The sequence below is a fragment of the Gordonia bronchialis DSM 43247 genome, assembly GCF_000024785.1.
Classification (GTDB): Bacteria; Actinomycetota; Actinomycetes; order Mycobacteriales; family Mycobacteriaceae; genus Gordonia; species Gordonia bronchialis.
Map to the genome: position 1 here is coordinate 4,072,811 of NC_013441.1, position 24,837 is coordinate 4,097,647.

Annotated in this window: 22 protein-coding genes; 6 read left to right on the plus strand and 16 right to left on the minus strand. The window is 66.6% G+C overall.

Going from position 1 to position 24,837, the window contains the following annotated elements:
• Window positions 1–13: 13 nt before the first annotated feature.
• Both GBRO_RS18835 and GBRO_RS18840 read left to right on the plus strand, forming a co-directional pair.
• The gene (locus GBRO_RS18835) at window positions 14–1,489 is read left to right on the plus strand and encodes an amino acid permease (protein WP_012835473.1); all 1,476 of its coding nucleotides are present in this window, start codon (window positions 14–16) and stop codon (window positions 1,487–1,489) included.
• A complete protein-coding gene (locus tag GBRO_RS18840; RefSeq protein ID WP_012835474.1) occupies window positions 1,486–2,370 on the plus strand; it encodes a universal stress protein in 885 nt (294 codons plus the stop codon). The genes GBRO_RS18835 and GBRO_RS18840 overlap by 4 nt, the downstream gene beginning before the upstream one ends.
• Window positions 2,371–2,446: 76 nt before the next feature.
• Here the strand turns inward: GBRO_RS18840 and GBRO_RS18845 are convergent, their stop codons facing one another.
• The 4 genes from GBRO_RS18845 to GBRO_RS18860 form a co-directional block, all read right to left on the minus strand.
• Window positions 2,447–3,319 carry an SDR family oxidoreductase gene (locus tag GBRO_RS18845; RefSeq protein WP_012835475.1) on the minus strand — a complete coding sequence of 291 codons (873 nt, stop codon included), beginning with the start codon at window positions 3,317–3,319 and terminating at the stop codon, window positions 2,447–2,449.
• A gap of 54 nt (window positions 3,320–3,373) precedes the next feature.
• Window positions 3,374–3,997, minus strand: coding sequence for a TetR/AcrR family transcriptional regulator (locus GBRO_RS18850; protein ID WP_012835476.1), 624 nt, complete (start codon window positions 3,995–3,997; stop codon window positions 3,374–3,376).
• Window positions 3,998–4,001: 4 nt separating this feature from the next.
• Window positions 4,002–5,342, minus strand: coding sequence for a cytochrome P450 (locus tag GBRO_RS18855; RefSeq protein ID WP_012835477.1), 1,341 nt, complete (start codon window positions 5,340–5,342; stop codon window positions 4,002–4,004).
• Window positions 5,343–5,460: 118 nt separating this feature from the next.
• Window positions 5,461–6,465: an o-succinylbenzoate synthase gene (locus GBRO_RS18860; RefSeq protein WP_012835478.1), complete on the minus strand. Its 1,005-nt coding sequence runs from the start codon at window positions 6,463–6,465 to the stop codon at window positions 5,461–5,463.
• Between the two features lie 64 nt (window positions 6,466–6,529).
• Between GBRO_RS18860 and GBRO_RS18865 the strand changes: the two genes are divergently transcribed.
• Window positions 6,530–7,468, plus strand: coding sequence for an oxygenase MpaB family protein (locus tag GBRO_RS18865; RefSeq protein ID WP_012835479.1), 939 nt, complete (start codon window positions 6,530–6,532; stop codon window positions 7,466–7,468).
• 101 nt (window positions 7,469–7,569) lie between these two features.
• Here the strand turns inward: GBRO_RS18865 and GBRO_RS18870 are convergent, their stop codons facing one another.
• Entirely contained in the window at window positions 7,570–8,316 is a 747-nt protein-coding gene (locus GBRO_RS18870; protein WP_012835480.1) for an alpha/beta fold hydrolase, read from the minus strand.
• The gene (locus GBRO_RS18875) at window positions 8,316–12,221 is read right to left on the minus strand and encodes an nSTAND1 domain-containing NTPase (RefSeq protein WP_012835481.1); all 3,906 of its coding nucleotides are present in this window, start codon (window positions 12,219–12,221) and stop codon (window positions 8,316–8,318) included. Before GBRO_RS18875 ends, GBRO_RS18870 begins: the two co-directional genes overlap by 1 nt.
• Window positions 12,222–12,414: 193 nt before the next feature.
• Here GBRO_RS18875 and GBRO_RS18880 point away from each other — a divergent pair, with 193 nt between their 5' ends.
• On the plus strand, window positions 12,415–12,771 hold the full coding sequence (locus GBRO_RS18880) for a LuxR C-terminal-related transcriptional regulator (protein WP_012835482.1): 357 nt from the start codon (window positions 12,415–12,417) through the stop codon (window positions 12,769–12,771).
• Between the two features lie 9 nt (window positions 12,772–12,780).
• On the opposite strand, the gene GBRO_RS18885 is transcribed toward GBRO_RS18880, so the two are convergent.
• Together GBRO_RS18885 and GBRO_RS18890 are read right to left on the minus strand one after the other, a co-directional pair.
• Entirely contained in the window at window positions 12,781–13,722 is a 942-nt protein-coding gene (locus GBRO_RS18885; RefSeq protein ID WP_041919978.1) for an alpha/beta hydrolase, read from the minus strand.
• Window positions 13,723–13,878: 156 nt separating this feature from the next.
• Entirely contained in the window at window positions 13,879–14,586 is a 708-nt protein-coding gene (locus tag GBRO_RS18890) for an SHOCT domain-containing protein (RefSeq protein WP_223375529.1), read from the minus strand.
• Window positions 14,587–14,688: 102 nt separating this feature from the next.
• On the opposite strand from GBRO_RS18890, the gene GBRO_RS27130 reads away from it, so the two are divergent.
• The gene (locus GBRO_RS27130; protein ID WP_223375390.1) at window positions 14,689–15,258 is read left to right on the plus strand and encodes a CDP-diacylglycerol diphosphatase; all 570 of its coding nucleotides are present in this window, start codon (window positions 14,689–14,691) and stop codon (window positions 15,256–15,258) included.
• Window positions 15,259–15,416: 158 nt separating this feature from the next.
• On the opposite strand, the gene tuf is transcribed toward GBRO_RS27130, so the two are convergent.
• From tuf to rpsL, 4 genes are all read right to left on the minus strand, one after another.
• Complete coding sequence (gene tuf, locus GBRO_RS18900; RefSeq protein ID WP_012835485.1) at window positions 15,417–16,607, minus strand: elongation factor Tu; 1,191 nt, start codon at window positions 16,605–16,607, stop codon at window positions 15,417–15,419.
• A gap of 124 nt (window positions 16,608–16,731) precedes the next feature.
• Complete coding sequence (gene fusA / locus GBRO_RS18905) at window positions 16,732–18,837, minus strand: elongation factor G (protein ID WP_012835486.1); 2,106 nt, start codon at window positions 18,835–18,837, stop codon at window positions 16,732–16,734.
• A 30-nt stretch (window positions 18,838–18,867) separates the two neighbouring features.
• Complete coding sequence (gene rpsG / locus GBRO_RS18910; protein ID WP_012835487.1) at window positions 18,868–19,338, minus strand: 30S ribosomal protein S7; 471 nt, start codon at window positions 19,336–19,338, stop codon at window positions 18,868–18,870.
• Between the two features lie 6 nt (window positions 19,339–19,344).
• Window positions 19,345–19,716: a 30S ribosomal protein S12 gene (rpsL, locus tag GBRO_RS18915; RefSeq protein ID WP_004020596.1), complete on the minus strand. Its 372-nt coding sequence runs from the start codon at window positions 19,714–19,716 to the stop codon at window positions 19,345–19,347.
• Between the two features lie 469 nt (window positions 19,717–20,185).
• On the opposite strand from rpsL, the gene GBRO_RS18920 reads away from it, so the two are divergent.
• Complete coding sequence (locus GBRO_RS18920; RefSeq protein ID WP_012835488.1) at window positions 20,186–20,839, plus strand: DUF1345 domain-containing protein; 654 nt, start codon at window positions 20,186–20,188, stop codon at window positions 20,837–20,839.
• On the opposite strand, the gene GBRO_RS18925 is transcribed toward GBRO_RS18920, so the two are convergent.
• The 4 genes from GBRO_RS18925 to GBRO_RS18940 all read right to left on the minus strand — a co-directional run bounded on the left by GBRO_RS18925 (window position 20,829) and on the right by GBRO_RS18940 (window position 24,806).
• Complete coding sequence (locus GBRO_RS18925) at window positions 20,829–21,500, minus strand: hypothetical protein (protein ID WP_012835489.1); 672 nt, start codon at window positions 21,498–21,500, stop codon at window positions 20,829–20,831. The genes GBRO_RS18920 and GBRO_RS18925 overlap by 11 nt on opposite strands.
• Window positions 21,487–22,071, minus strand: coding sequence for a hypothetical protein (locus GBRO_RS18930; RefSeq protein WP_012835490.1), 585 nt, complete (start codon window positions 22,069–22,071; stop codon window positions 21,487–21,489). The genes GBRO_RS18925 and GBRO_RS18930 overlap by 14 nt, the downstream gene beginning before the upstream one ends.
• The gene (locus GBRO_RS18935) at window positions 22,061–22,942 is read right to left on the minus strand and encodes an exodeoxyribonuclease III (protein ID WP_012835491.1); all 882 of its coding nucleotides are present in this window, start codon (window positions 22,940–22,942) and stop codon (window positions 22,061–22,063) included. The genes GBRO_RS18930 and GBRO_RS18935 overlap by 11 nt, the downstream gene beginning before the upstream one ends.
• A gap of 82 nt (window positions 22,943–23,024) precedes the next feature.
• Complete coding sequence (locus GBRO_RS18940; protein ID WP_012835492.1) at window positions 23,025–24,806, minus strand: HNH endonuclease signature motif containing protein; 1,782 nt, start codon at window positions 24,804–24,806, stop codon at window positions 23,025–23,027.
• Window positions 24,807–24,837: the final 31 nt, after the last annotated feature.

Consider the following 24,837-nt stretch of genomic DNA (forward strand, 5'->3'; position numbering starts at 1 on the left):
TGAGGAGACGCCGATGACGCAGCCGCAATCGAAGGCAGCTCTGCTGTTCCGCCGCAAGCCTGTCGAAGGCCAGGGCGCACCCAGCAGCCAACCCGACGAACCCGAGCTCAAGCGCAGCATCGGGACCTTCCAGCTGACTCTCTTCGGTGTCGGTGCGACCGTGGGCACCGGAATCTTCTACATCTTGCCCGAGGCGGTACCGCAGGCCGGGCCGGCGGTCATCGTCTCCTTCCTCATCGCCGGTCTCGCAGCCGGACTGGCCGCCATCTGCTATGCGGAAATGGCTGCCGCGGTGCCGGTTTCGGGTTCCAGCTACTCCTACGCCTACGCCACCCTCGGGGAGGTGGTGGCCGTGGGGGTCGGCGCCTGCCTGCTGCTCGAGTACGGGGTGTCGGCCTCGGCCACCGCGGTGGGCTGGGCCCAATACGTCAACCAGCTGCTCTACAACGTCTTCGACTACCGGCTGCCCGCCGAACTCACCGCCACCCCCTGGGACAGCACCCCCGGCTGGTTCAATCTCCCTGCGCTCGTGCTCGTGTTCCTGTGCTGTGTGCTCCTGATCCGCGGTGCCAGCGAATCCGCGCTGGTCAACACGGTCATGGTGATCATCAAGCTGGCCGTGCTGGTGTTGTTCATCGCGATCGCGTTCACCGCCTTCACCGCCGACCATTTCGCCGATTTCGTGCCTGCCGAAACCGGATTCTCCGGCATCACCTCCGCGGCGGCCGTCATCTTCTTCACCTTCATCGGCCTCGACGCCGTGTCCACGGCGGGCGACGAGGTGAAGAACCCGCAGAAGGCCATGCCCCGGGCGATTCTCGCCGCGCTGAGCATCGTCGTCACCATCTATCTGCTCACCGCGATCGCGGCGATCGGAGCCCAGTCCTGGCAGGAGTTCGGCGCCCCCGATCAGCAGGAGGCGGGGTTGGCCAAGATCGTCGAGAATGTCGTCGGCGCGAGCTGGCCGGGCACCCTGCTGTCCATCGGGGCCGTCATCTCCATCTTCTCGGTCACCCTCGTGGTGCTCTACGGACAAACGCGCATCCTGTTCGCGATGGGCCGGGACGGCCTGCTGCCCGCGATGTTCGCCAAGGTCAACCGCAAGACGATGACCCCGGTCAACAACACGATCGTCGTGTCGGTGATCGTCGGGCTCCTGGCCGCCATCGTGCCGCTCGACAAGCTCATCGATCTCGTGTCCATCGGCACGCTGGTCGCGTTCATCGTCGTCTCGGTGGGCGTGATCGTGTTGCGGCAGACGGCGCCCGATCTCCATCGCCCGTTCCGGGTGCCGCTGTACCCGGTGACGCCTGTGCTGGCGGTCGCGGCGTGTATCTGGATTCTGTCCGGGCTGCACTGGTACACCTTCGTGTGGTTCGCGCTCTGGGTGGGCGTGGCGATGCTCTTCTACGTCTTCTGGGGACGTCACCACAGCAAGCTCAACCATCCGCCCACCGACACCGTCCGTTTCGAGAAAGGCGTGTCGTGACCATCCTCGTCGGCTACGTCCCGGGCGAGGGCGGGGCCGGTGGGGTTCAGCTGGGCGCCATGCTCGCCGAGAGCCTGCACACCGATCTCGTCGTCGCCACCGTGGTCCCCAGGCCGTGGACCACTCCGTCACCGGCCAAGGTCGACGCCGAATTCGTTGCCTGGACGGACAATGTCGTCGAACGGGCGCACGCCGAGGTCACCGAGTACATGCAGATCTACCCGCCACAGCTGCGCTGGCGATTCACCCGGCTCGATCACCGCACCGCATCGTCGGCGCTGCTGTCGTATGCCCAGGAGATCGACGCCGACGCACTCGTGGTGAGTTCCACCGGCGACGGCCAACCCGGCCAGATCGTCGTCGGCTCCACCGCCGACTCCCTACTGCATCGCTCCACGGTGCCGGTGGGGATCAGCCCACGTGGCTATCGCTCCCCCAAAGACGGCCTCTTGAAACGGGTTACGGTGGCAACGGCAGCTGCGGGCAGCGCCGACGTGTCGGTGATCCAACGGGCCCGCGAGCTCTCCGACCGCATGGATGCCGAACTGCGGGTGGTCACCTTCGCGGTACGCGGCGGTGCCATGTACCCCCCACTGGTCGGGATCAGCACCGAGGACGCGGTGGTCGATCAGTGGAAAAGCCAAGCCACCGAAGCACATCGGCAACTCGTCATGGACGGCGTCATCGACTCGCGAACCCCGTGCATGGTCGCATCCGGCCGCGGCTGGCGGGAGGCCGTCGACGCCGTGGACTGGCTCGACGGCGAGGTCCTGTTCATCGGCAGCACGCGCGAGGGGCTGCTCGCCCGCGTCTTCATCGGGACCCGCGCGACCAAACTGATCCGGCACTCGCCGGTTCCGGTAATCGTGCTGCCGCGATGACCGTCGGCGCCGCTTCTCCCGGCTGCGGTACCCGCCCCCTTCCGCTGGTTGAGACGCGACCGGCAGGCGGGACAGGTCAGTCGGACCTCTCGCCCCGGATGCGGCTGGTGTAGGCGGCGCGCACCTGCTGGTCGGGGTTCAGGAAGATCGAGTCGAGTTTGGTCAGCTTGCGCGACATGCGCTTCATCGCCTGCGGGAAGAGCGCACCGGATTCGGCCCACTTCATCGAACGTGGCGCGTACACACGGACTTTCGGACGTGCGATGGTGGCGACCACGATCTCGGCAACCTCCTCGGGGCCGACGGTCTGCACAAAGGCGTTGGTCTTGAGCCCGGAGATCAGGGCGGTGCGGGTGAACGTCGGGAGGATCGAACTCACCTTCACGCCCTCCGGCGCGAGCTCGGCACCGAGGGCTTCGGAGAACTCGATGACCGCGGCCTTGGCACCGTTGTAGATCGTCAGGCCCGGCGTCGGGATACGTCCGGCCGTCGACGCGATGTTGACGATGTGACCACCGCCGCGCGCGACCATCCGCTCGGCGATGAGCTGGCTGCCGAGAATCACACCGATCACGTCGATGTCGAAGGTGCGACGGATGATCGTGTCGTCGTAGGAGAGGAACGGCCCCACCGGCATGATCCCGGCATTGTTGACGAGAACGTCGATCGGCCCGAGCCGTGACTCCACCTCGTCGAGGAAGGCCTTGAAGGATGCCCGGCTGGTGACGTCCACCTCGATGCCCTCGATCCCGAGGTCGGCGGCGGCCTTGCCGACGGCGTCACCGTCGATGTCGCCGATCGCGACCTTGGCCCCGGCCTGGAAAAGCTGTGTGGCGGTTTCGAATCCGATCCCGCGAGCACCACCGGTGATCACCACCACCTTGTCGGCGATCGCGGCTCGCAGCGCCTCGTGGTCGGTTTTTCCGGACAGCTTCTCACGCAGACTCATGGTGCGTCCCCCTCGGGTCGATCGATTTCGATGGTGGTGCCGGTGGCGCAGAGATCACCAGATCATCGGCGCCAAGAACTTGGTGGCGAACTCTCGCACGTACTCGGGCTGCTGACGCGATTCGTCCGAGGACGGGGTCTCCAGATATGAGATGACCAGGCGCACATGAATTTCCACCGCCTGCAACAGGTCATCCTCGGGCATCTCGGCGCCCTCGGTGCGGAGTGTCGCGGCAACACGCTGGGTCACCATGTCGATGAACAGCGACGTCATCGACGCAGTGATGGACTTCATCTCGAGATCCGTCATCACGATGCGATGCAGCAGCGGATCCTCGACGATCATCGACGCACCCAGCGCAAAGGCCTCCACGAGCGCGGCTTTGGGCCCCAGCCCGACCGCGGCCTCTTCCAGCTTCACCATGCCGCGCTCGTAGGCGTCGTTGGCGACGGCGAGCAGCAGGGCCTCCTTGTTGGGGAAGCGGCGATAGAGCGTGCTGCGGCTCACGCCCGCCCGCGCGGCGACCTCGTCGACGTTGGCCCGCCGAACCCCCACCGCGGTGAACTCCTCACCCGCGGCGGCCAGGATCGCCGCCTCCTGCGCCTCCGGACTGTCGGTGTTACGGACCTTTCGGCTCGACACCGACGACGCCTTGGCCCGGACCGTGTTGCCGCTCATCGGGTCACCGCCGCCGGAGCTCGACGGGGAGCTTGTCCTTGGGGACCGGCAACGAGCTGTAGTCCATCGGGATCCGATATCCCTCCGGAACCGACCACTCGTAGCCGCGCAGCAGATGGTGCAGGATCGTCTTGATCTCCATCTGGCCAAAATACAGGCCGATGCATTTGTGGACGCCACCACCGAAGGGCATCCACGCCATCCGGTGCCCCTTGTCCTCGGCGCGCGACTTGGTGAAGCGTTCCGGGTCGAACATGTCGGGGTTGGTGTAGAACTCGGGGTCGCGGTGATTGGTCAGCTGCGACACCGAGACGATGGTGCCCTTCGGGATGAAGAACCCCTGGACGGAGGTGTCCTTGATGGCCATCCGCGGCTGCGCCGGCACCGGCGGACACATGCGCAGCGATTCCTTCATGACCAGGTCGAGCGCCTCGAGCCGGCCCAGATCGTCGTATCCGAGTTCGGGATTGAGCTCGAGCGACTCCGCCCGGGCGCGCTCCTGCCACTCCGGGGACTTCGCCATCCGGTAGGCCATCTGGGTCATGGTGATCGTCGAGGTGTCGTGCGCGGCCATCAGCACGAAGATCATGTGGTTCACCACGTCCTCGTCGGTGAACCGGTGCCCCTCTTCGCTTTCGGCGTGGCAGAGCACCGAGAACAGGTCCGGGGTCTCGCGGGCACGCTTGGCGGCGATGTTGGCGTAGAAGAACTCCTCGAGGACCTTGCGTCCGCGCAGGCCCTTCCACCAGCGGCCACCGGGAACGGGCTTGCGCACGTAGGCAACTCCGGCGCGGACCGTGTCGATGAAGGCCTTGTTCAGCTTGTCGGCCTCGTCCTTGGGGAGTTCGAGACCCAGGAACACCTCGAGTGCGACGTCGAGGGTGAGTTCTTTGAACTCGTTGAACAACTTGACGTCTCCGGTCGGCAGCGCGGCGACCCGGTCGGCGATGATGGGTTGCATCTCCTGCATGTAGCCCTTGAGGACGGTCGGGGTGAACGCCTGCTGCAGGATGTGCCGGTGGTGGCGATGCTCGTCGAAGTCGAGCAGCATGATGCCGCGATTGAAGAAGGGGCCGATGAAGTAGCTCCACGCCGGCCCGTTGGCGAAGGCGCGGTCCTTGTTCATCAGGATCTCGTTGGCGGCACGCGGACCGCCGGCCACCACGAGCTTCAGGCCGAGCGCATTGAGCCCGGAGATGTTGCCGAACTGTGCCTGCCGCTTGTCCGCATAGGTGAACGGATCGCGACGCATCTCCATCATCTCGAGAATGCCCGGGCGATTCGAGCAGGGCACGGGGCGCAGATCGCTCTCCTGCGGAACCGGTGCGAACTCCGTTGTCGTCATGGCACTCTCCCTCCATTGGCCGGGCACGCCGGTGGCCTGTCATCCACAGGCGTCCCCGGCGCGCTGTGACCCACATCGCAACCATAACGCATGATGGAACAGATTGGCCAATGTGTTCCTACGTGTCCTGCCCGTTCCGCTGGAGCAGTGCATGGCACCGGCGAAGCCGCGCACGCCACCACCGGTCACGATCGGGTGGGGCCACGAATTGATCATCGACGCTGATCAGCGACGATCCGGCGTCGAACCACCGCGGGTGCACGCGACCGTCGTCGGGCAGGAACGACGGTCCGACGTCGGCGGTGAACAATGATCCCGTCCCCAGTCCGCACGCGAGATCGAGACGTGGCAGCGCCGCGGCGGCCGCGACGCCGGCAGCCATCCCGACGGCACTGTCGAGCGCACTCGAGACCACCACGGGCAGGCCGATGGCCTCTGCCGTCGCCAGCGTCGCACGCATACCACCGAGCGGGGCCACCTTGACGATCGCGACATCGGCGGCGTCGGCGGCCACCACCCGCAGCGGGTCGTGCGCCTTGCGAATCGATTCGTCGGCGGCGATCGGCACGTCAACCGCACGACGCACCTGCGCCAGTTCTTCGACGGTGGCGCAGGGCTGCTCGGCGTACTCCACCGGCCCGATCGCCCGCAGAGCCGTAATCGCCTGGGCCACCGACCACTTTCCGTTGGCATCCACGCGCACCCGGTCGACCACCGCACGGGCGGCGGCCACCCGTTCGACGTCGTCGTCAAGGTGCTGGCCGGGCTCGGCCACCTTGACCTTGGCGGTGCGCGCGCCCGGGTATCGGCTCAGCACCTCGGCGACCTGGTCGGCGGGAACCGCGGGAACGGTCGCGTTGACCGTGACGGTCGAGCGGACCGCCGGCAGCGGACCGAGGTAGGCGGCCTCGATGCCGGCGCGCAGCCAGTTCGCCGCCTCCGCGTCGTCGTATTCGACGAAGGCGCCGAACTCCCCCCAGCCGGCGGGTCCGGCGAAGATCATCACCTCGCGGGCGAGTAGTCCGCGGAACCGTGTGCGCATCGGCAGACGGACCACCACCGCCGACTCGAGCAACTCCTCGACCGGCGGGATTCCACCCGGGATCGCGACCTCGTTGTCCATCCGACCTCCGTCCGACGTTGAAACAAATCTTTTCAGACGTTCCAAACTGCGCTAATCTCGCGTCATGACAGTGAACCAGGGATTCGAGCACGGTATCCGTGAGGCCGAACCGGTCATCGTCGACGACACGCCGGAGACCGCAGCCGAACTGCCGTCCCCTCGTCTCGGCGCGGAGTCGCTCATCTGGAAGTTCTACGGTGATTCGCGCGGGATTCTCGGCTTCCAGCGTCTGGCGGGGACCGAGAACTGTATCGAGCAACTCGGGCAGGCCGTCCTCGACCACTCGGTGATCTTCGACGATTTCCTCGGCCGCGCCCGGCGCACCGGGCCGCCGGTGATGAAGACCGTGTACAGCACCGAACCCCAGAAATGGGGTCGTACCGTCCGCGATTTCCACCGCGACATCAAGGGCACCATCAGCGACGGGTCGCGCTATCACGCCCTCAATCCCGAATTGTTCTATTGGGCCCATGCGACATTCGTCGATCAGGTCCTCTACATCACCGACACCTTCATCCGTCGGTTGTCGTATGCGGAGAAGGTCCAGATCTTCGAGGAGAGCAAGATCTGGTATCAGCTCTACGGCGTGAGTCCACGCAGCCAGCCGCAGACCTACGACGAGTTCGTCGCCTACTGGGACGACATGCTGGATCGCTTTGTGCCGCACAAGACCATCGTCTACGCGACCGGTTACATCCGGCAGGGCCTGCCCCGGCCCAAGCGGATACCGGCGCCGATCTGGCGGATTGTCTCTGCGCCACTGAATGCCTTCATCCGCACCGTCATCGTCGGCACGCTGCCGCGCCAGATGCGCGAGGTCTGCAACCTGGAATGGAATGACAAGCGGGAAAAGAACTTCCAGCGCTTCGCCGCATTCATGCGAGCCATCAACCCGCTGGTCAACCGGCTGCCGCTGAAAGCCCTCTACGTGCCGTGGGCCTACGACGCGTGGCAGCAGGTGGGCGTCGATCCGCGTCCGCTGCACAACAAGCCGGCTGCCTGACGCTCAACCCGATCTGCCGATTGAGCCGCGACGAGCGAGCTCGCGAGCCCGACGCGGGTCGAAACCACAGGTGAGACAACACTGCGCCCCTGGCCCAGCGGCTAGCGGCCGAGGAAATCGGCTACACAGTCGATGAATTCGCGACTCCGGTCGCGATGCACGCTGTGGCCGGCATCGATGGTGACGAACCGTCCGTCGGGCAGTGTCTGCGCCAGGGTGGCCAGATGCCGGGGCGGGAGAAAGCTCTTCGGGCCACCGGAGATGACGAGCGTCGGGGCGCTCACCCGTGACAGGCGCGCCCACCAGTCCGGAGCGCTCTGCTCGAACTCGGTGGCCACCGCGGAGGCCATCCGCCGGTCGAAGCGCACCACGGGATACGGATTGCGGGCCAGCCACACGACGCCCCGGATTCGCTCGCCGAAACTCGCGCCCACGGTGATCTGCTCGGCCAGATCGGCCTCGTCGCGCGGCATCGGCGGAACCTCCTCGAGAACCAGACGATGCACCCGGTCCGGCCGGTTCATCGACAGCCGCAGCAACGCATGCGCCCCAAGGGAATGCCCGACTGCGTCGACGTCGTCGAGCCCGAGCCGCTCGAGCACGAACGACACGTCGTCGGACAGGTCGTCGAGCTGGTAGGGCCGGCCGTCCCGCCCGCTACGACCGTGCCCACGCAGGTCCATGCTGATGACCGGTCGGTCGAAGGACCGCAGATGCGCCGCAAGTGGCCGCCACGTCGAGTGATCTGAGGCCATCCCGTGCACGAGCAGAACCGGCCGCTCGGCGTCGAGGTTGCCGGACACCCGGACGGCCAGGTCCGGCGCGGATGATCGGCGGAGGATGCGCATCACCGCGGGCAGGGCGGATCGTAGGGGACGTCGGGCAGGTAGTTGCGCCACTCCGCCTTGGTGATCTGATCCCCCGGGCGGGCACACAGCTCATCCATGACCCGCGCCGCGTCGATCTCCCAGGAACGCAGAACCCCACCCTCGCCCGAGGCATACAGCCGGCCGTCGGGGGTCAGCCGGACGTCGTAGACACGTCCCGGGAAGGAGCGCAGCACCGCGACCCGCTTGGGCCCGTTGTCGCCGATGTCCCAGACCCAGACCTCGGCGTTGCTTCCCCCGGCGACGACGCGACGACCGTCGGAAGAGAATGCGGCGCTGTACAGTTCGCTGGTCGGCCCGGACATCTCCGCGACCGTGTGCGGATGACGTGGGTCGGTCACGTCGACGACCGCGACCCGCTTGTTCTCCGAAGCCGCGATCAGTCGCGTGCCCGACGCATCGAACCGCACCGAGAGTGCGGCGGTCTCGAATCGATGGACGACGCCGAGCAGACGCGGCGTCGACGGCGTGGACAGGTCGTACACGAGGACCGCCCCGGATACCGTCGCGACGGCAACGCGGCGGCCGTCGGGGCTCAGCGAGACCCACCACGCACCGTCACCGGCGTCGAACTCGCCGACCACTCGCGGATTGCTCGGGTCGGAGGCGTCGAGCACCGTCGCCTTGCCGAGATCGGTGGCCCCGGTCACCGCGATCCCGGATCGTTCGCTGTAGTCGACCGTCTCGTTGAGACTCGACTGGGCGGGGACCCGGGACAGGATTCGTGGTGCGGCGGGATCGGTGTAGTCGGCGAAGACCACGGCGCCGCTCACCGTCCCCATGACGGCGATCCGGCCCGTACCGGACAGCACGGCGGCGCCGGAGAAGACCTCGTCGGGTGGTGGCAGCAGATCCGGCCCGGCTCTGCGCATGGTTCCCGACGACACCGCCCACTGCGTCACCCGGCCGTCGATCGTCGTGTCCGAGGCCAGGATCCGAGTCCCGAGCCGATCCGCCGGAATCTGGTACACCGCGCCCGTCCCGATGGTGACGACCGACCGCGACGGCGGCCAGTCGACGACGATGCCGTCGGCGCCCGCCATGATCACGTGCGTACCGGCGAAGAGCACCGAGGTCACGTTGGCGGGGACGGGTAGCGACCGCGCCGGCGCGGCCGGGTCGCGCAGGTCGATGATCCGGACCGAGTTGTCGGCGCCCCCCGCGGCGAGCTGGGTGCCGTCGGCGCTCACCGCGAGGGTCGAGATGTAGTCGTTGAAGCCGCCGTGCTGCCCGGTCCGGCGTGGTGCGGCGGGATCTCCGACGTCGAAGACGTCCACGGTGCGGCTGCGCAGTCCGGCGAACAGCGTCCGATCGTCGGGCCCGAAGGTCAGATCCTCGGCGCGCTGATTGTCGGCGCCGGCGGCGAGGTGGACCTCGCCGGCCCGGGCCAGCCGATCACCGAGGTTGCGCCACAGCTCGATCCGTCGAAACGCGGTACTCGTCGCCACCAGCGCACCCGACGGCGAGACGGCCACCGCACCTCCTTCCTCGGCAGCGGCGTCGGCCGGCATCGCGATCTGCGTCCACGAGCCGGGCCCCCACGGCACCGCGGACGAGTCCGCCGGCGTCGTCGCCGGGAGAGCCGCGGGCCGGGTCCACACGACGGCGCCGACACCGCCTACCCCGGCCACCACCAGACGGCCGTCGCGGCTGACGGCGAGGGATTCGACTTGACCGCGCACGCCCGGCAGCTCACCGATTCGCGTGGGGGCGGCCGGGTTGTCGAGCCGCCAAGCGGACACCGAGTTGCGTCCGCCCGCCAGCAACGTCGAGGTGCCGGGAACAAAGGTGACCGCACCCAGCGCCCCCTCACCCCGCCGCGTCACCTCGAAGGTGCTGGTCTGGCCGGTCACACCGTCGGGGCCCAGGCCGAACACCCGGACGTACCCCGACTGGCTCACGGCAGCGAGAATCGTCCCCCGGTCGTCGGTGGCCAGCCGGACCGGGCCGGGCCCGGCGATGAAGCGAGTCGGGACCGGGTCCCCCGCGGCCTCGATCAACCGCGACCGTGCCTGCAGGGTGGGGGCCTGCCGATAGGCCACCATCGCACGTTGCGCGGCGAGGGCGGGGTCGCGCCGGCTCATCTCCGAGGACTGCACCGCCAGCTGGCGGCTCAATGCCTCGTTGCGGACCTCCTCGGCCTGTTGCCGCTGTTGGACCGCGTTGACCCCGGCGAGGACCGCGGTGATCGCGGCCAGCACGGCCACCACCCCGAACACCACCGCCGAGACGGCCACCCGCCGCAGCTGACGGGCCCGGTTGCGCTCGGCCTCGGTGGCCGCCTCATGCCGCGCCTGACCGGCCTCGAGGAACTCCCGGCTGCGCTGGTCGAGCGACACCGAGCCGGAGTCGTCGGCGAGCGTGGCGAACATCGCCAGCGTCGGGCCACCGGGCAACAGATCGTCGCGTCGCCCGTTGTCCTCCCAGTGCTCACACAGTGTGCGCAGCCGACGTGCCAGCAGCAGGCGTTCCTGATCGGCCTCGATCCATTCGGTCAGCCGGGGCCACGCGGTGAGCAGGGCCTCGTGGGCCACCTGGGCGTACGAATCGGTGATCGTGATCAACTGGGCATCGGCGAAACGCTCGAGAACCCGGCTCGGTGTCCACTGCGGCAGCACCGCGTCGTCGGCGACCGGTTCCTCCGTCGCGAAATCGGCCAGCGCGACCGTGCGCCTGGTCACCGAATCCTCGTCGACGTTGATCATCTCCAGGATCAGGCGCCGGGCCAGGTCCTGCGCGGTCGATGGCAGTGCCTGGTAGACGCGCTCGGCGGTCTGCTCCACTGCGCCGCCGATGCGTCCCGTGGCGAGATAGTTCCCGACGGTGAGTCGTCGACAGTCGGATCGGTCCCAGGTTGCGCGCAATGCGTGCGAGAGCAGCGGCAGCACGCCGGGTGCAGCCGCGGCCCCTGGTGGTACGACGCCCGGGGACAGTTCCTCGAGGAGCATGTCGACCAGGTCGTCGTCGACGGTGGCGCCGACGGCCTCGGCCGGACGCACGATCACCTCGCGCAGCTGATCCATCGTCATCGGCGGCACGACGATCTGACTGTGTTCGAGAGCGCCGGTCAGCCATGACACCGCGGCCACCTGACCGTAGAAGTCGGCACGCAACACACCGGTGGGCAGGACAGTCCGCGACACCGCCAGTTCCGCGATGCGGCGGCTGAACTCGAGCCGCCGTTCACGGCAGTTCTGGGTCCACAGTTCTTCCACCTGGTCGACGACCAGAACCGCCGGGCCCGACGCGCCGGCCAGATCGGCGATCGCACTGTCGAGGGCGGCGGTCGGGTCCTCGCCGGGGACCATGACCACCCCGCGCCAGGCGGAGAGGTCGATGCCGGGCGTATCGGGGCCGGTCTGGTCTGAGTCGGTGAGGGGGCGGCCGATCCGGCCGAGCAGACCGGAGCGGACCAAGGAGGACTTGCCCACCCCGGAGGCTCCGACCACCATCACCGTCGTCGGCCCGTCGGGTCCCCGGTGCCAGGAGTCGACCAGGTCCAGCAGACGCGCCAGGAGGTCGTCGCGACCGAACATCAGATGTGAATCCGATTGGGAGAACTCGACGAAACCGCGGTAGGGGCAGGCGGGCCGGGTACGCCGGGAGGGGCGACGCGAGACCCGGGTCACCGCGGCCCACCACTCGGGATGCTCTGCGGCGGGTACCCCGCACACGGTGAGCACGCTCTCGAACATCTCGCGGCTCGCGGCCGTCGGCGCGTGTTGCCCGGCGAACCAGCCGGCGACGGTACCCAGTAGTGCGTCGGCCTCGCTCGCCACGTCGCGCACGCTGAGCCCGGCGCGCTGCCGGAGTTCAGTGAGCGCGACCCCCAACTCATCGCGCGAGTGCACGCTGTCTGGACCCATTCTCCTTGTCCCCTACCCTGCTGACATTCGCTGGTGTTGCTGCAGGTCAGCGTATCGACACACGTATCGACTTATGTCTGAACCCCGTCGTGGGGGAACGCCGGCTGCCGCAACGGCGAAGATTCAGGTGTCGCGACGCTCCCCCGCCGCGATTCACGCGCCGCCGAAGCCGCGGCCTCATCCGGAGGATGCAATGAGTTCTACCCCGCCGTCGATCGCCCCCGTCGCATCAGCGCCGATTGCGCACCAACCGATTGCCCCCGCCGGCCGCAGTCCGCTCGGCCCGCGGCACGGTGTGGTCCATCTGCGCAATCGCGACGTGCGACGGCCGGATCTCTCGGCGCGGGAGATCGAGGTACTGCTGGCGTGGTTGCGGGCCGAGTCCAAGGAGCAGGCCGCGAGCGAACTCTTCATCAGTGCGTCGACGATCGCGACTCACGTCGCCCGGATCCGCGTCAAGTACGCGGCTGTCGGGCGTCCTGCGCCGTCGAAGTCGGCGCTGTTCGCCCGCGCCATCCAGGACGGATACACGACCCTCGCCGATTGGTGAGGTCAGCGGTCACCGATCGTGGAACCACCGGGCATTCTTGGCCCGCCACACCATGTCCTGCCAGTAGTCCCACTGATGTGTGCCGACATTGGGGAAATCCGTGGAGATCGGTATGCCCTGCATCGCGGCAGCGACCTCGAAGGCGCGCGTCTGCGCCAGTGAGATCATCTCCAGCGGCGTGCCCTTCACCGAGGCGACCGCGTCACGATTGTGCGCACCCCAGGTCGCCGAGCCGGACGCGACGCGGATCTTCATCCCGCGCATCCTCGGCAACTGGACGAGCGCGTCGTTCTTGGTCCATCGGTCATTCCACGGTGGTCCCCACATGGCGTCGGCGCTGAACGGGCCGACGCCGGCCTCCACCCCGGCATCGATCAGCGCCAGCCGGACGGCCTCGCGCATGGTCGGGGCCGAGAGATTCACGTATCCCGACATCGAGAAGACATGTGAGATCCGCGCCCGGTGGTAGGCACCGTAGATCAACGCGGCGTTGCCGCCCATGGAGATCCCCATGATGGCGTATTTGCCCCACGGTCCGACGGCCAGTCCGCGCGCGTCGAGCTCGCGGATGATCGTGTTGAGCCGACAGGTCCAGCGGTACCGATAGCGGATCTTGTTGCCCGGGCTGGCGGTCTGCCAGTCGGTGTAAAAGCTCCCGAGCCCGCCGACCGGTTCAACGACATTGACACCGGAGTCGGCGATCCGCGCAACGCGTGTCTCATGCCGCCACCCGCTCATGTCGCTGGTGGCCCGCAGACCGTCGAGCGCGATGACGGTCTTGTAGTTGCCACCCCTGGTCCACATGTCAACGGGGCTGGCGGGCATACCGCATCCGTTGACGTAGAACCGGCCGAACGACGCCGCATCGGCATCACCGACCTCGACGGAACCGATGCCGACGACGGCGAGGATCACTACCAGCGAGACGATGAATCGACGCCGGCGCCGCATGACGCGGGGGCGCCCCTTGAACAACTGCACCGACGAACAATATTTCGCCGGCGATCGGCGATGCTACGGCTGTGATCACAGGGCGCCGACATCGATACCGGCGTGTTACCAATGGTGCTGGTGTTACACAAGTGACCAGGATGTTTGCAGTCTGTCTCAGATCGAGCCGAGGATGCGCTGCCGGGCTGCGGTGTACTCGCTCTCACTGATCGCGCCCCGCCGTCGAAGATCGTCGACATCGGCAAGACGCTCGGCGACCGGGCGCGACGCGACGTCGGGACCGGCTACCGCGGAATCGGCTCCGGCACCAGCAGGTGCCGTGGTGGTGGCTGATGTGGTGGTGGCTGATGCGGTGGTGGCGGTGAACCCACGCACCACGTCGAGTACCTCCTCACGGGCCGCCGGATTCGATCGCAGGTCGATCGTCCCGCCGGCGGGCACCCCGTACCTGTGCAGGATGGCAATGATCTCGGCAAGCGGCTCGGGCTGCCCGGTGATGTCGTAGGTCTTTCCGTCGGCCACGGAGGTGAACCGCGCCGGTACGGATCCGGCCAGCAATGCGGTTGCCTGCCAATCGATCTCGAAGTCGTTGGAGACGGGGTCGACGAGCACGGACAACCGTCGTGCGTGCAGCAGTCCCTGCTGGAAGACGGGGACTACGACGCGCTTCTCGACGTCGAAGGCGACCATGTCGTCGCCGTGGATGTGCAGGCCGAGCTTCATCAGCGGCTGGTCATTGATCTGCACCGAGGTCTGTTCGATCGAGATGATGTCGGCGATCGCCACCCGGCCGGTCGCCTTCAGCCGCGACGAGCGTCCCTGTCTGCCGGCCGCCGCCCAGGCCACCGCGACGCCGATCGTCACGTCGAGAAGGGTGACACCCAGACCGGTCCACAACATCCACTCGATTCCCGACAGCCCGGCCCGCAGTACCAGCCGAATCCGGCGGCACCGAAGTTCTACGCGATCCGCAAGGGCGGCGACAGCAAGGGGTACAAGGACGACTTCCTACTCCTGCCCACAAATCGCATCAAGGGCATCGAATGCCCGTTCCTCGAGGACGGTTCCCAACTGAACCTGTGGAGCGCCGCCTGGTTCCAGATTCCCAACTACGTGGCCACCAATCCCGCGAAACCCTTTGCCCTCGGCGTGAACTCGGCACAGAGCCGCGGCCAGGACCAGCTGCACATCCATCTGGCGCAGGTGTATCCGCCCACCCTCGCCGACCTCAAGGCGATCCCGAATCCGCAGACCAACCTCAACAACTGGATGTCGACGGACGTCAGGCTGCGCATCAACCCGCATTTCAGCGGCGGCACAAGGCATTTCCGTGTGGTCAAGTATCGCGGGACGATGCCCGATCTGTTCAAGCAGCTCAAGCGTGTACTACCGGCGGGCGAGACGATGGACATCCAGTCGATCGGCGTCGTCTACGCCGGCACGCCCAACACCTGGTACTTGCTCAACAGCACCCGCAAGTTCGCCAATGACGGCACCGGCCTGATGGACGTCATCTACGGCTGGAAGCACAAGTAGCCAGCCCGAGTACGTCGAAAGACAACGGCGCCCGGTCACTTTCGTGACCGGGCGCCGTTGTGAACTCAGTGAGTCAGTTGATCACTTGTTGATCCGTGACGCAGGCCCACGCCCACCGGACAACGCTCTCACGTCACCACAGCGGGCGTGGGAAATCGTCACTTGTTGATCTTCGTGACTCGACCCGCACCGACGGTGCGGCCACCCTCGCGGATGGCGAAACGCAGGCCCTCGTCCATGGCGACCGGCTGGATGAGCTTGACGCTCATCTCGGTGTTGTCGCCCGGCATGACCATCTCGGTGCCCTCGGGGAGGGTCACGACGCCGGTCACGTCCGTGGTACGGAAGTAGAACTGCGGACGGTAGTTGTTGAAGAACGGGGTGTGACGGCCGCCCTCGTCCTTGGACAGGATGTAGGCCTGGCCCTCGAACTCGGTGTGCGGGGTCGTGGTGCCCGGCTTCACGATGACCTGACCGCGCTCGACGTCCTCACGCTTGAGGCCACGGAGCAGCAGACCGGCGTTGTCGCCCGCCTGTGCCGAATCGAGGAGCTTGTGGAACATCTCGATACCGGTGACGGTGGTCTTGGTGGACTTCTCGCGGATGCCGACGATCTCGACTTCCTCGTTCACGTTGACCTCGCCGCGCTCCACACGACCGGTGACCACGGTGCCGCGGCCGGTGATGGTGAAGACGTCCTCGACGGGCATCAGGAACGGCTTGTCGGTCTCGCGAACAGGATCCGGAATCGACTCGTCGACCGCATCCATGAGCTCTTCGACGGACTTGGTCCACTCGGGGTCACCCTCGAGGGCCTTGAGCGCCGACACCTTGACGACGGGGGCTTCCTCGTCGAACTCCTGGGCGGCCAGCAGTTCGCGGACCTCCATCTCGACGAGCTCGATGATCTCTTCGTCGTCGACCATGTCGGCCTTGTTCAGGGCGACCAGGATGTAGGGCACACCGACCTGGCGGGCCAGCAGCACGTGCTCACGGGTCTGCGGCATCGGACCGTCGGTGGCGGCGACCACGAGGATCGCGCCGTCCATCTGAGCCGCACCGGTGATCATGTTCTTGATGTAGTCGGCGTGACCAGGGGCGTCGACGTGCGCGTAGTGGCGCTTCTCGGTCTCGTACTCAACATGCGAGATGTTGATCGTGATACCGCGAGCCTTCTCCTCGGGAGCCTTGTCGATCTGGTCGAAGGCCGAGGCCTCGTTCAGATCCGGGAACTTGTCGTGCAGCACCTTGGTGATGGCCGCGGTGAGGGTGGTCTTGCCGTGGTCGACGTGACCAATGGTGCCGATGTTCACGTGCGGCTTGGTCCGCTCGAACTTCGCCTTCGCCACTTGATTGTCCTCCTGGACTGTTGTTGCTCTGCTGGGCGGATCCCAGCAGGGATTTTCTTCTTACGTTGTTGCGCCCGCTTGTGGTGTGGCCAGCGCTGTCGCCGAGGCGACCGAGAGCAGCGAACTACTCGCCGGTCGCCTTGGCGATGATTTCCTTCGACACGTTCGCCGGAACCTCGGCATACGAGTCGAACACCATGGAGTAGTTAGCCCGGCCCTGGGTCTTCGACCGAAGGTCTCCGATGTAGCCGAACATCTCCGACAGCGGCACCTGTGCCTTGACGACACGTGCACCGCTGCGCTCCTCCATGGCCTGGATCTGGCCACGGCGGGAGTTCAGGTCGCCGATCACGTCACCCATGTAGTCCTCCGGAGTCGTGACCTCGACGGCCATGATCGGCTCCAGGATGACCGGGTTCGCCATCTTCGCAGCCTCCTTGAGGGCCTGCGAACCGGCGATCTTGAAGGCCATTTCCGAGGAGTCGACGTCGTGGTACTGACCGTCGAGCAGGGTGACCTTCAAGTTGACCAGCGGATAACCGGCGAGCACACCGTACTGCATCGCGTCCTGCGCACCGGCATCCACCGACGGGATGTACTCGCGCGGGACACGACCGCCGGTGACAGCATTGTCGAACTCGTAGGTGGCGCCGTCTTCGGCGTCCACCAGCGGCTCGAGCTTGATGATGACCTTGGCGAACTGCCCCGATCCACCGGTCTGCTTCTTGTGGGTGTACTCGTGCTTGTCGACGGTGCGGCGGATGGTCTCGCGGTAGGCGACCTGGGGCTTGCCCACATTCGCCTCGACCTTGAACTCCCGCTTCATCCGGTCGACCAGGATGTCGAGGTGAAGCTCACCCATACCGCCGATGACGGTCTGGCCGGTCTCCTCGTCGAGCTGCACCGAGAACGTCGGGTCCTCTTCGGCGAGCTTCTGGATCGCGGTACCGAGCTTCTCCTGGTCGGACTTGGTCTTCGGCTCGATCGAGACGTTGATGACCGGGTCCGGGAAGCTCATCGACTCCAGCACGATGGGCGCGCTCGGATCGCACAGGGTGTCACCGGTGGTGGTGTCCTTGAGGCCGATCATCGCGTAGATGTGGCCCGCAGTCGCATCCTCGACCGGGTTCTCCTTGTTGGCATGCATCTGGAAGAGCTTGCCGATGCGTTCCTTCTTGCCCTTGGTGGCGTTGAGCACCTGGGTGCCGGCGTTGATCTTGCCCGAGTAGACGCGGACGAAGGTCAGCTTGCCGAAGAACGGGTGAGCCGCGATCTTGAACGCGAGCGCCGAGAACGGCTCGTCGGCCGACGGCTTGCGCGAGAGGATCTCCTCCTCGTTGCCGACGGCGTGACCCTCGACCGAGGGGACGTCGAGCGGCGACGGCAGGTAATCGATGATCGCGTCCAGCATCGGCTGAACACCCTTGTTCTTGAACGCGGAGCCGCAGATCACCGGGTAGTACTCCCGCGCGATCGTCAGCTTGCGGATGGCGCCCTTGATCTCCTCGGTGGTGAGCTCCTCGCCACCGAAGTACTTCTCCAGCAGTGCCTCGTCGGTCTCGGCGACGGTCTCGAGCAGCTTCTCGCGGTACTCGGCGGCCTGGTCGGCCAGATCCGCGGGGATCTCCTCGAAGGTCGGGGCAGCACCGATCTCGACGGTGCCACGCCAGGTGATGGCCTTCTGCTCGATCAGGTCGACGACGCCGTCGAAGTTGTCCTCCGCACCGATGGGCAGCTGCAGGACCAGCGGCTTGGCGCCCAGACGATCCTCGATGGTCTTGACGGTGAAGAAGAAGTCGGCACCGAGCTTGTCCATCTTGTTGACGAAGCAGATGCGCGGGACGTCGTACTTCTCGGCCTGTCGCCAGACCTGCTCGGACTGCGGCTCGACGCCTTCCTTGCCGTCGAAGACGGCCACGGCACCGTCGAGCACGCGCAGGCTGCGCTCCACCTCGACGGTGAAGTCGACGTGCCCGGGAGTGTCGATGATGTTGATCTGGTTCTTGTTCCAGAAGCAGGTCACCGCCGCGGAGGTGATGGTGATACCCCGCTCCTTCTCCTGCTCCATCCAGTCGGTGGTCGAGGCACCGTCGTGGGTCTCACCGATCTTGTAGTTCACACCGGTGTAGAAGAGGATCCGCTCGGTGGCGGTCGTCTTGCCGGCATCGATGTGGGCCATGATGCCGATGTTGCGAACCTTGTTCAGGTCGCTGAGCACTTCCTGTGCCATCAAGTTCCCTTCGGGAAGTAATTCGGGTGGTTACCAGCGGTAGTGCGCGAACGCCCGGTTGGCCTCGGCCATCTTGTGGGTGTCCTCGCGACGCTTCACCGAAGCGCCCAGTCCGTTGGAGGCGTCGAGCAGCTCATTGGCCAGACGCTCGACCATGGTCTTCTCGCGACGCTGCCGGCTGAAGGTCACGAGCCAGCGCAGCGCCAGGGTGTTGGCACGGTTCGGCTTGACCTCGACCGGGACCTGGTAGGTGGCACCGCCGACGCGGCGGCTCTTGACCTCGAGGGTCGGCTTGACGTTGTCGAGGGCGCGCTTGAGGGTGACGACCGGGTCGGTGCCGGTTTTGTCGCGAGCCTGCTCGAGGGCGCCGTAGACGATGCGCTCGGCGGTCGACTTCTTACCGTCCAGCAGGATCTTGTTGACCAGCTGGGTCACCAGCGGCGAACCGTAGACGGGGTCGTTGATGAGGGGGCGCTTGGGTGCGGGTCCTTTACGTGGCATCGCTTATCAGTTCCCCTTCTTGGCGCCGTAGCGGCTGCGGGCCTGCTTGCGGTCCTTGACACCCTGGGTGTCGAGCGACCCGCGGATGATCTTGTAACGCACACCCGGGAGGTCCTTCACACGACCGCCGCGGACGAGCACCATCGAGTGCTCCTGCAGGTTGTGACCCTCACCGGGGATGTAGGCGGTGACCTCGACCGAGCTGGTCAGCCGCACACGGGCGACCTTGCGCAGCGCCGAGTTCGGCTTCTTAGGGGTGGTGGTGTAGACGCGCGTGCACACTCCGCGACGCTGCGGGCTGCCCTTGAGGGCCGCGGTCTTGGTCTTCGCAGCCTTGTCGTGACGGCCCTTGCGGACCAGCTGATTAATGGTTGGCACTAGGTGTTTCTTCCTTGTTGTCGTCTCGTCGTGGTTGGTGCTCCGGGCAAGCAGTCAGCGTCGAGAATCCCGATTCTGGTTGCTTCCACAACTCGCCCCACCAGCGCATTTGCGCTGGTCAGTACATTTATCGCTACCCCGAGGTCGGGCGTGTCTAACACTCGACAGCGGATTCGCCTGTCAGTCCGTGTGGTTCCGGCCACCCGCGATCCGCCAGGCAGATCCCGGGTCCGCGAGGGCCTGTGGCCGGGCATGCGGACTGGCCCAGCATGTGCCGGGCACCGACGATCCACTCTACCGACCGAGTTTGTACAGGTCAAAAAACGGATTGCGCGAGGTGCTGCGCAACTGACGCGCAGGCGAACAGCGGGTGATCGGTCGATGTCGTCAACTCATCCACGAGCACGTTTGTTCCCGATCCGGCCAGCAGGTCGGGAGGAACAACCCCGGGTGGGGTTACAACTGAGTCATGGCGTCGCGACGAAGTCTGCTCATCCCCCAGACCGCATCCCCGCGGATCGTCGTGGCCGTCGTATGTGGCGTCGTCCTGGGATTCGTCGTCGGTGCCTTCGGCGGGGACGGCGCGCAGGGCGTGCTCGTCGGCATCGCGGTCACCGCCGGGGTGTTCGTCGTCCTGGGATGGGCGGCACTCTGGCCGATGGACGCCGACGACACCGAACGCCACGTCGGCCGCGAGGATTACCGGCCCGGCGTCGACGAACTCATCGTCGTCGCGGCCGCGGTGTGCGCTCTGGCCGGCATCGTGGTCCTGCTCATCGAGGGCGGATCGCACGCCCACCGCTTCCCGGCCGCGGTCGCACTCGCCGGGGTCTTCCTGTCCTGGGCCGCACTGCACCTCATGTATGCCGCCCGCTACGCCCATCTCTACTACGCCGGCGAGAAGCCGGGCGGCATCGACTTCAATGCGCAAGCGCCACCGGCATTTCGGGACTTCTTCTATTTCAGCTACAACCTCGGCATGACCTATCAGGTCTCGGACACCAGCGTCTCGGACCCGACGATCCGGTCGATCACCCTGCGTCATTGTCTGCTGTCCTACGCTTTTGGCGCGGTGATCCTCGCGACGACGATCAACCTGGTCGCGGGGATCGTCACGGGTTAGGGGTCCGACGCTCCATCAGCGTCGCCTGCTGTTCGAGATTGGCCGTCTCCCAGGTCGTGTCGGCGTCGAGCGCGTATACGTCGTCGCCTAAGTCGTAGCGGGCCTGCAAAGCCATCGCCTCGGCCAGGAAGTGCGCCGACGACGCGGCCCGTTCGATCTGTAGGGCATGCGTCAGCTCGTGGATCAGCAACCGTCGGGCGGCCCAGCTGTCCAGGTGGTCGAACCTGGCGCCCAGGTTGCAATAGACGCGGCCGTCGACGCCGGGCACCGTGAACGCCCGCCCGTTGCGGCCGGCCAGGTCGGTGATCGCCACCCGCTCGAGCCAGTGCGCGTCGGCACCGAAAACGCAGCGGGCCATGGCGAATTCGGCCTCGTCGAGCCCGCGGTGCCGAATCCTGCGGCGGGCCTCGCGGCTCGACGCGAGCGCCACGACGATCGCCAGGACAACCGAGGCCGGGCCCGTCCACGCCATCAGGACAAGAACGTGGACACCGATGATCACCCCGATCGTCGACGCCGGACCGGATGGTCGCGCGCGTGGACCGAGCACCCGGACGCCCGCGGCGATCACGGCGCCCAGCAGCCATCCGTACAGACGCGCGGCCGCCGTGGCGCACCGAATCACCACCGCCGAGCCGCGACCCGGGTCAATGTCCGACATAGGTCTTCGCGACCACGATCACCGCGGCAAGGGCCGCGGTGACGAGCCCGGCGACCAGCACCCGAAAGGTCAGCCGGTTGCCCCGGACACGCTCGGACACGATCTCGATCGACGCTATGCGAATCACCACGATCCCACCGGCAACCAGCTGCGCTACTTGCGTCGGCACCGCGTCGAGCCAACCGAGAGCCAGGATGATCGCCGGCCACGAGGCCGACGAGACGATCGGCACCGCGTCACGCAGCTCGTCGAGCACCGACTCACGAAACTCCTCCGGATCGGTGTCCGCACTCTGGCCATGCCCTTCCGGGATCGTGGCGTGCGCGATGACGTCGGCAAAGACGTGTGCGATGTAGGTGGTGATGCCAGTGCCCACCACCAGCAGCGCGGCCGTCCCCTCATCGATGGTGTGTGCGTTGGCCACGGCCACCGACGCGAGTACCAGGATGTTGCCGTACACGTAGGCCGACAGGCGCGAGGCGGCACGATGCGGCGGGAGAGGTCCGCCCCTGCGTGTGGTGACGATGCCGTACCAGACAGGACGGCGTCGCCGGCGGGAGTCAGCTTTCATGAGACGTCTGCGGCAGCTTCACCTTCGACGATCCACGCTTGGCCGGATTCGACGGCGGCGGGACCACTGGCCCGATGTCACCGTCCGGCGCCTCGTCGAGGTCGACGATCACCGGTGCGTGATCGCTGGGCTTGGTCCCCTTGCGCGCCTTGCGATCCACCCACGCCGCGGCGACCCGGTCGGTGGCACTTTCGCCGGCGAGGATGAGATCGATGCGCATGCCGAGATCCTTGTGGAACATCCCGGCGCGGTAGTCCCAATAGCTGAAGACACGGGAGTCCGGCCACCGGTCACGGACCACGTCGTGCAGACCGAGCTCGGCGAACGCGGACAGCGCCGCCCGCTCGGGCTCGGTGACATGGGTGTGCCCCACGTAGGCGTCGGGGTCGAAGACGTCGGCGTCGGCCGGCGCGATGTTCATGTCGCCACACAGCAGCGTCGACGACGGTTCGCTGATCGACTTCGCCAGTGCCGCAAGCCAGGTCAGTTTGTAGCGGTAATGGTCGGAATCCGGAACGCGGCCGTTGGGCACATAGAGGGAGTAGATCCGCAGGCCCCCGCACACGGCGGACACCGCCCGCGCCTCCAAGGTGGCGGGATCGGGGTAGCCCGGCATGTCGTCGAATCCGGTCGTCACGTCGTCGAGGCCCACCTTCGACAGCAACGCAACCCCGTTCCACTGCCCCTGTCCGTGATGGGCGATGGCATAACCGCGTTCGGCGAGGTCGGCGCCGAGTACGTCGTGAAATGCCTCGTCGGACAGCTTGGTCTCCTGCAGACACACCACGTCGGGTCGACGCTCGTCGAGCCACGGCAACAACCGCGGGATGCGCTGCTTCACCGAGTTCACATTCCAAGTCGCGACACGCATGTCGTCGAGCGTAGTAGCCGCATGCGCTTCTGCCCCGCCACCGGTGGCTGGTGGCGGGGTGAGTGCTGACGGTGGGGCGGGGTCAGGGTCCGGCTCGGAGGCGGTCGTCGTTGTCGAGGTTGATGCGGCGGATGGTCCAGCAGCCGGCGATCATCCGGCGGATACGACGACTGTCGGGGGTGTCCCGCACATCCCGGATCAGCGGGGCGGTCGTCGCGGCCCGGGATTGTTGGTCGTGTTCGCGTTGGACACGAATGACTTTCAGGTAGGCCACGATCTGCGGGCCGATGTCATTGACCCGATTGATCCGCGCCTCATTCGGCGGCATCCCGTCCTCGGTGTTCAACCGCCACGCCGTCCGCCCGGCATCCGGCCCGTCGGTGAGGACGCTGGTGGTGTACTGGCCGGGTTTCGGGCCGACCATCCGGTTGTGCGGCCCGCACGCGGTGGTCAGGGTGTCGATGTCGGTGGTGCCGCCGTCGGCCCAGTCTTTGTCGGCGTGGTGGATTTCGCTGTAGGCGGTCGAGGTGGTGCAGCCCGGGCAGGTGCAGCCGGGTTGGTGAGCGAAGATCATGTACCGCTGATCGCGTGATGCCAACCGTTCCCCATGCCCCAAATACAAGGGCGCTTCGGTGTGATCGGCGAACACCGCCAAATGCTGCTGGGCTTCGGCTGCCAAGGCGATGACATCGGAGATCGGCAACATCGCGCCGGTGGTGGTTTCCCCGACCCCGGCCTGCTCGCGCAACTCGGAGTCGGTGATCTTCACAACCAGATGCGGCGGCAGGCCGCGATGCGACGCACCCAACACCCCACCATCCAACGCCGCGCGCAGGATCGCCTTCAACGCATCATGGTTGCGTTGCTCCGGGCTGCGATCATCACGCCCGGCGGCCTCGGCCACCTGTTGTTCGTCGACCCCGTCGACCGGTCCTACCAACGGGACTTCATCGGCCGGGTTGTTCATGCCCTTCGCAGCCCAGGCCGCCAACACCATGTCGAACATGGCCCGGGTGACCGGATCCAGATGCCCGACGATCTTCGACATCAACTGCGAATCCTGCGGCGACAGACGAATCCCGCGCCGCCGAGCCCGGTCGCGGTCCTCGGTCAACGATCCATCCGGATCCAGATAGCCCAGGATCTTCTGCCCCACCTTCCCGATCTGGGTGGGCGTACACGACCGGGCCGCATCGACCAACAGCATTTCCGCGGCCTGCTTCTTCTCCGGAATCACTGCGGCGGGAATCTTGTCGAGCGCCTCCAACACCGCAGTCACATGACTTGGCCCGAGAGCGCCCTCAGCCACCGCGTCGGCCAGATACGGATGTTTCGGGGTGAGTCGTTCACCCTGCATCGAATACTTGGCACAGATCGCGTCCATCGCCGCGACCCGACCACGCAGATCAGTGATACGCAGCCGGTCGTCCATGAACTGGCGGATCGACTTATGGCCGGTCTTCGTGAACGCACCACGGTCCGAGATGTCCATCACCCGCCGATGCCCCAACCCCCACAACCGGCGAGCGATCAGCTCATGGGCTTCGGCCACCTCCACGACCTGCGCATCCGACAAACCCGAGGACTCCGCCACCGCGATCTGATCGACCACCTGCCCCAACAACGCATACAGAGCCGGCAGATCACCGTCGGGGCCCGACGACTCCGCAGACTCCACAGTCGGTGCCGGATCGCGCCCGGTCGCGATCCGCGCGGCCATCAACGCCGCATACGACTGCGGCAGATCCGGCTCCCACCCCTGACCCGGCCGCCACACCTCCCACGACTCGAACCCCGCCGACGAACGCGAGTCATCCGGCAACGGCTGATCGCCTGGCTGAACGTTGTACTTGTTGTCGGCCACCGAACCCCCTCCCCGCCGTATCGAATCTATG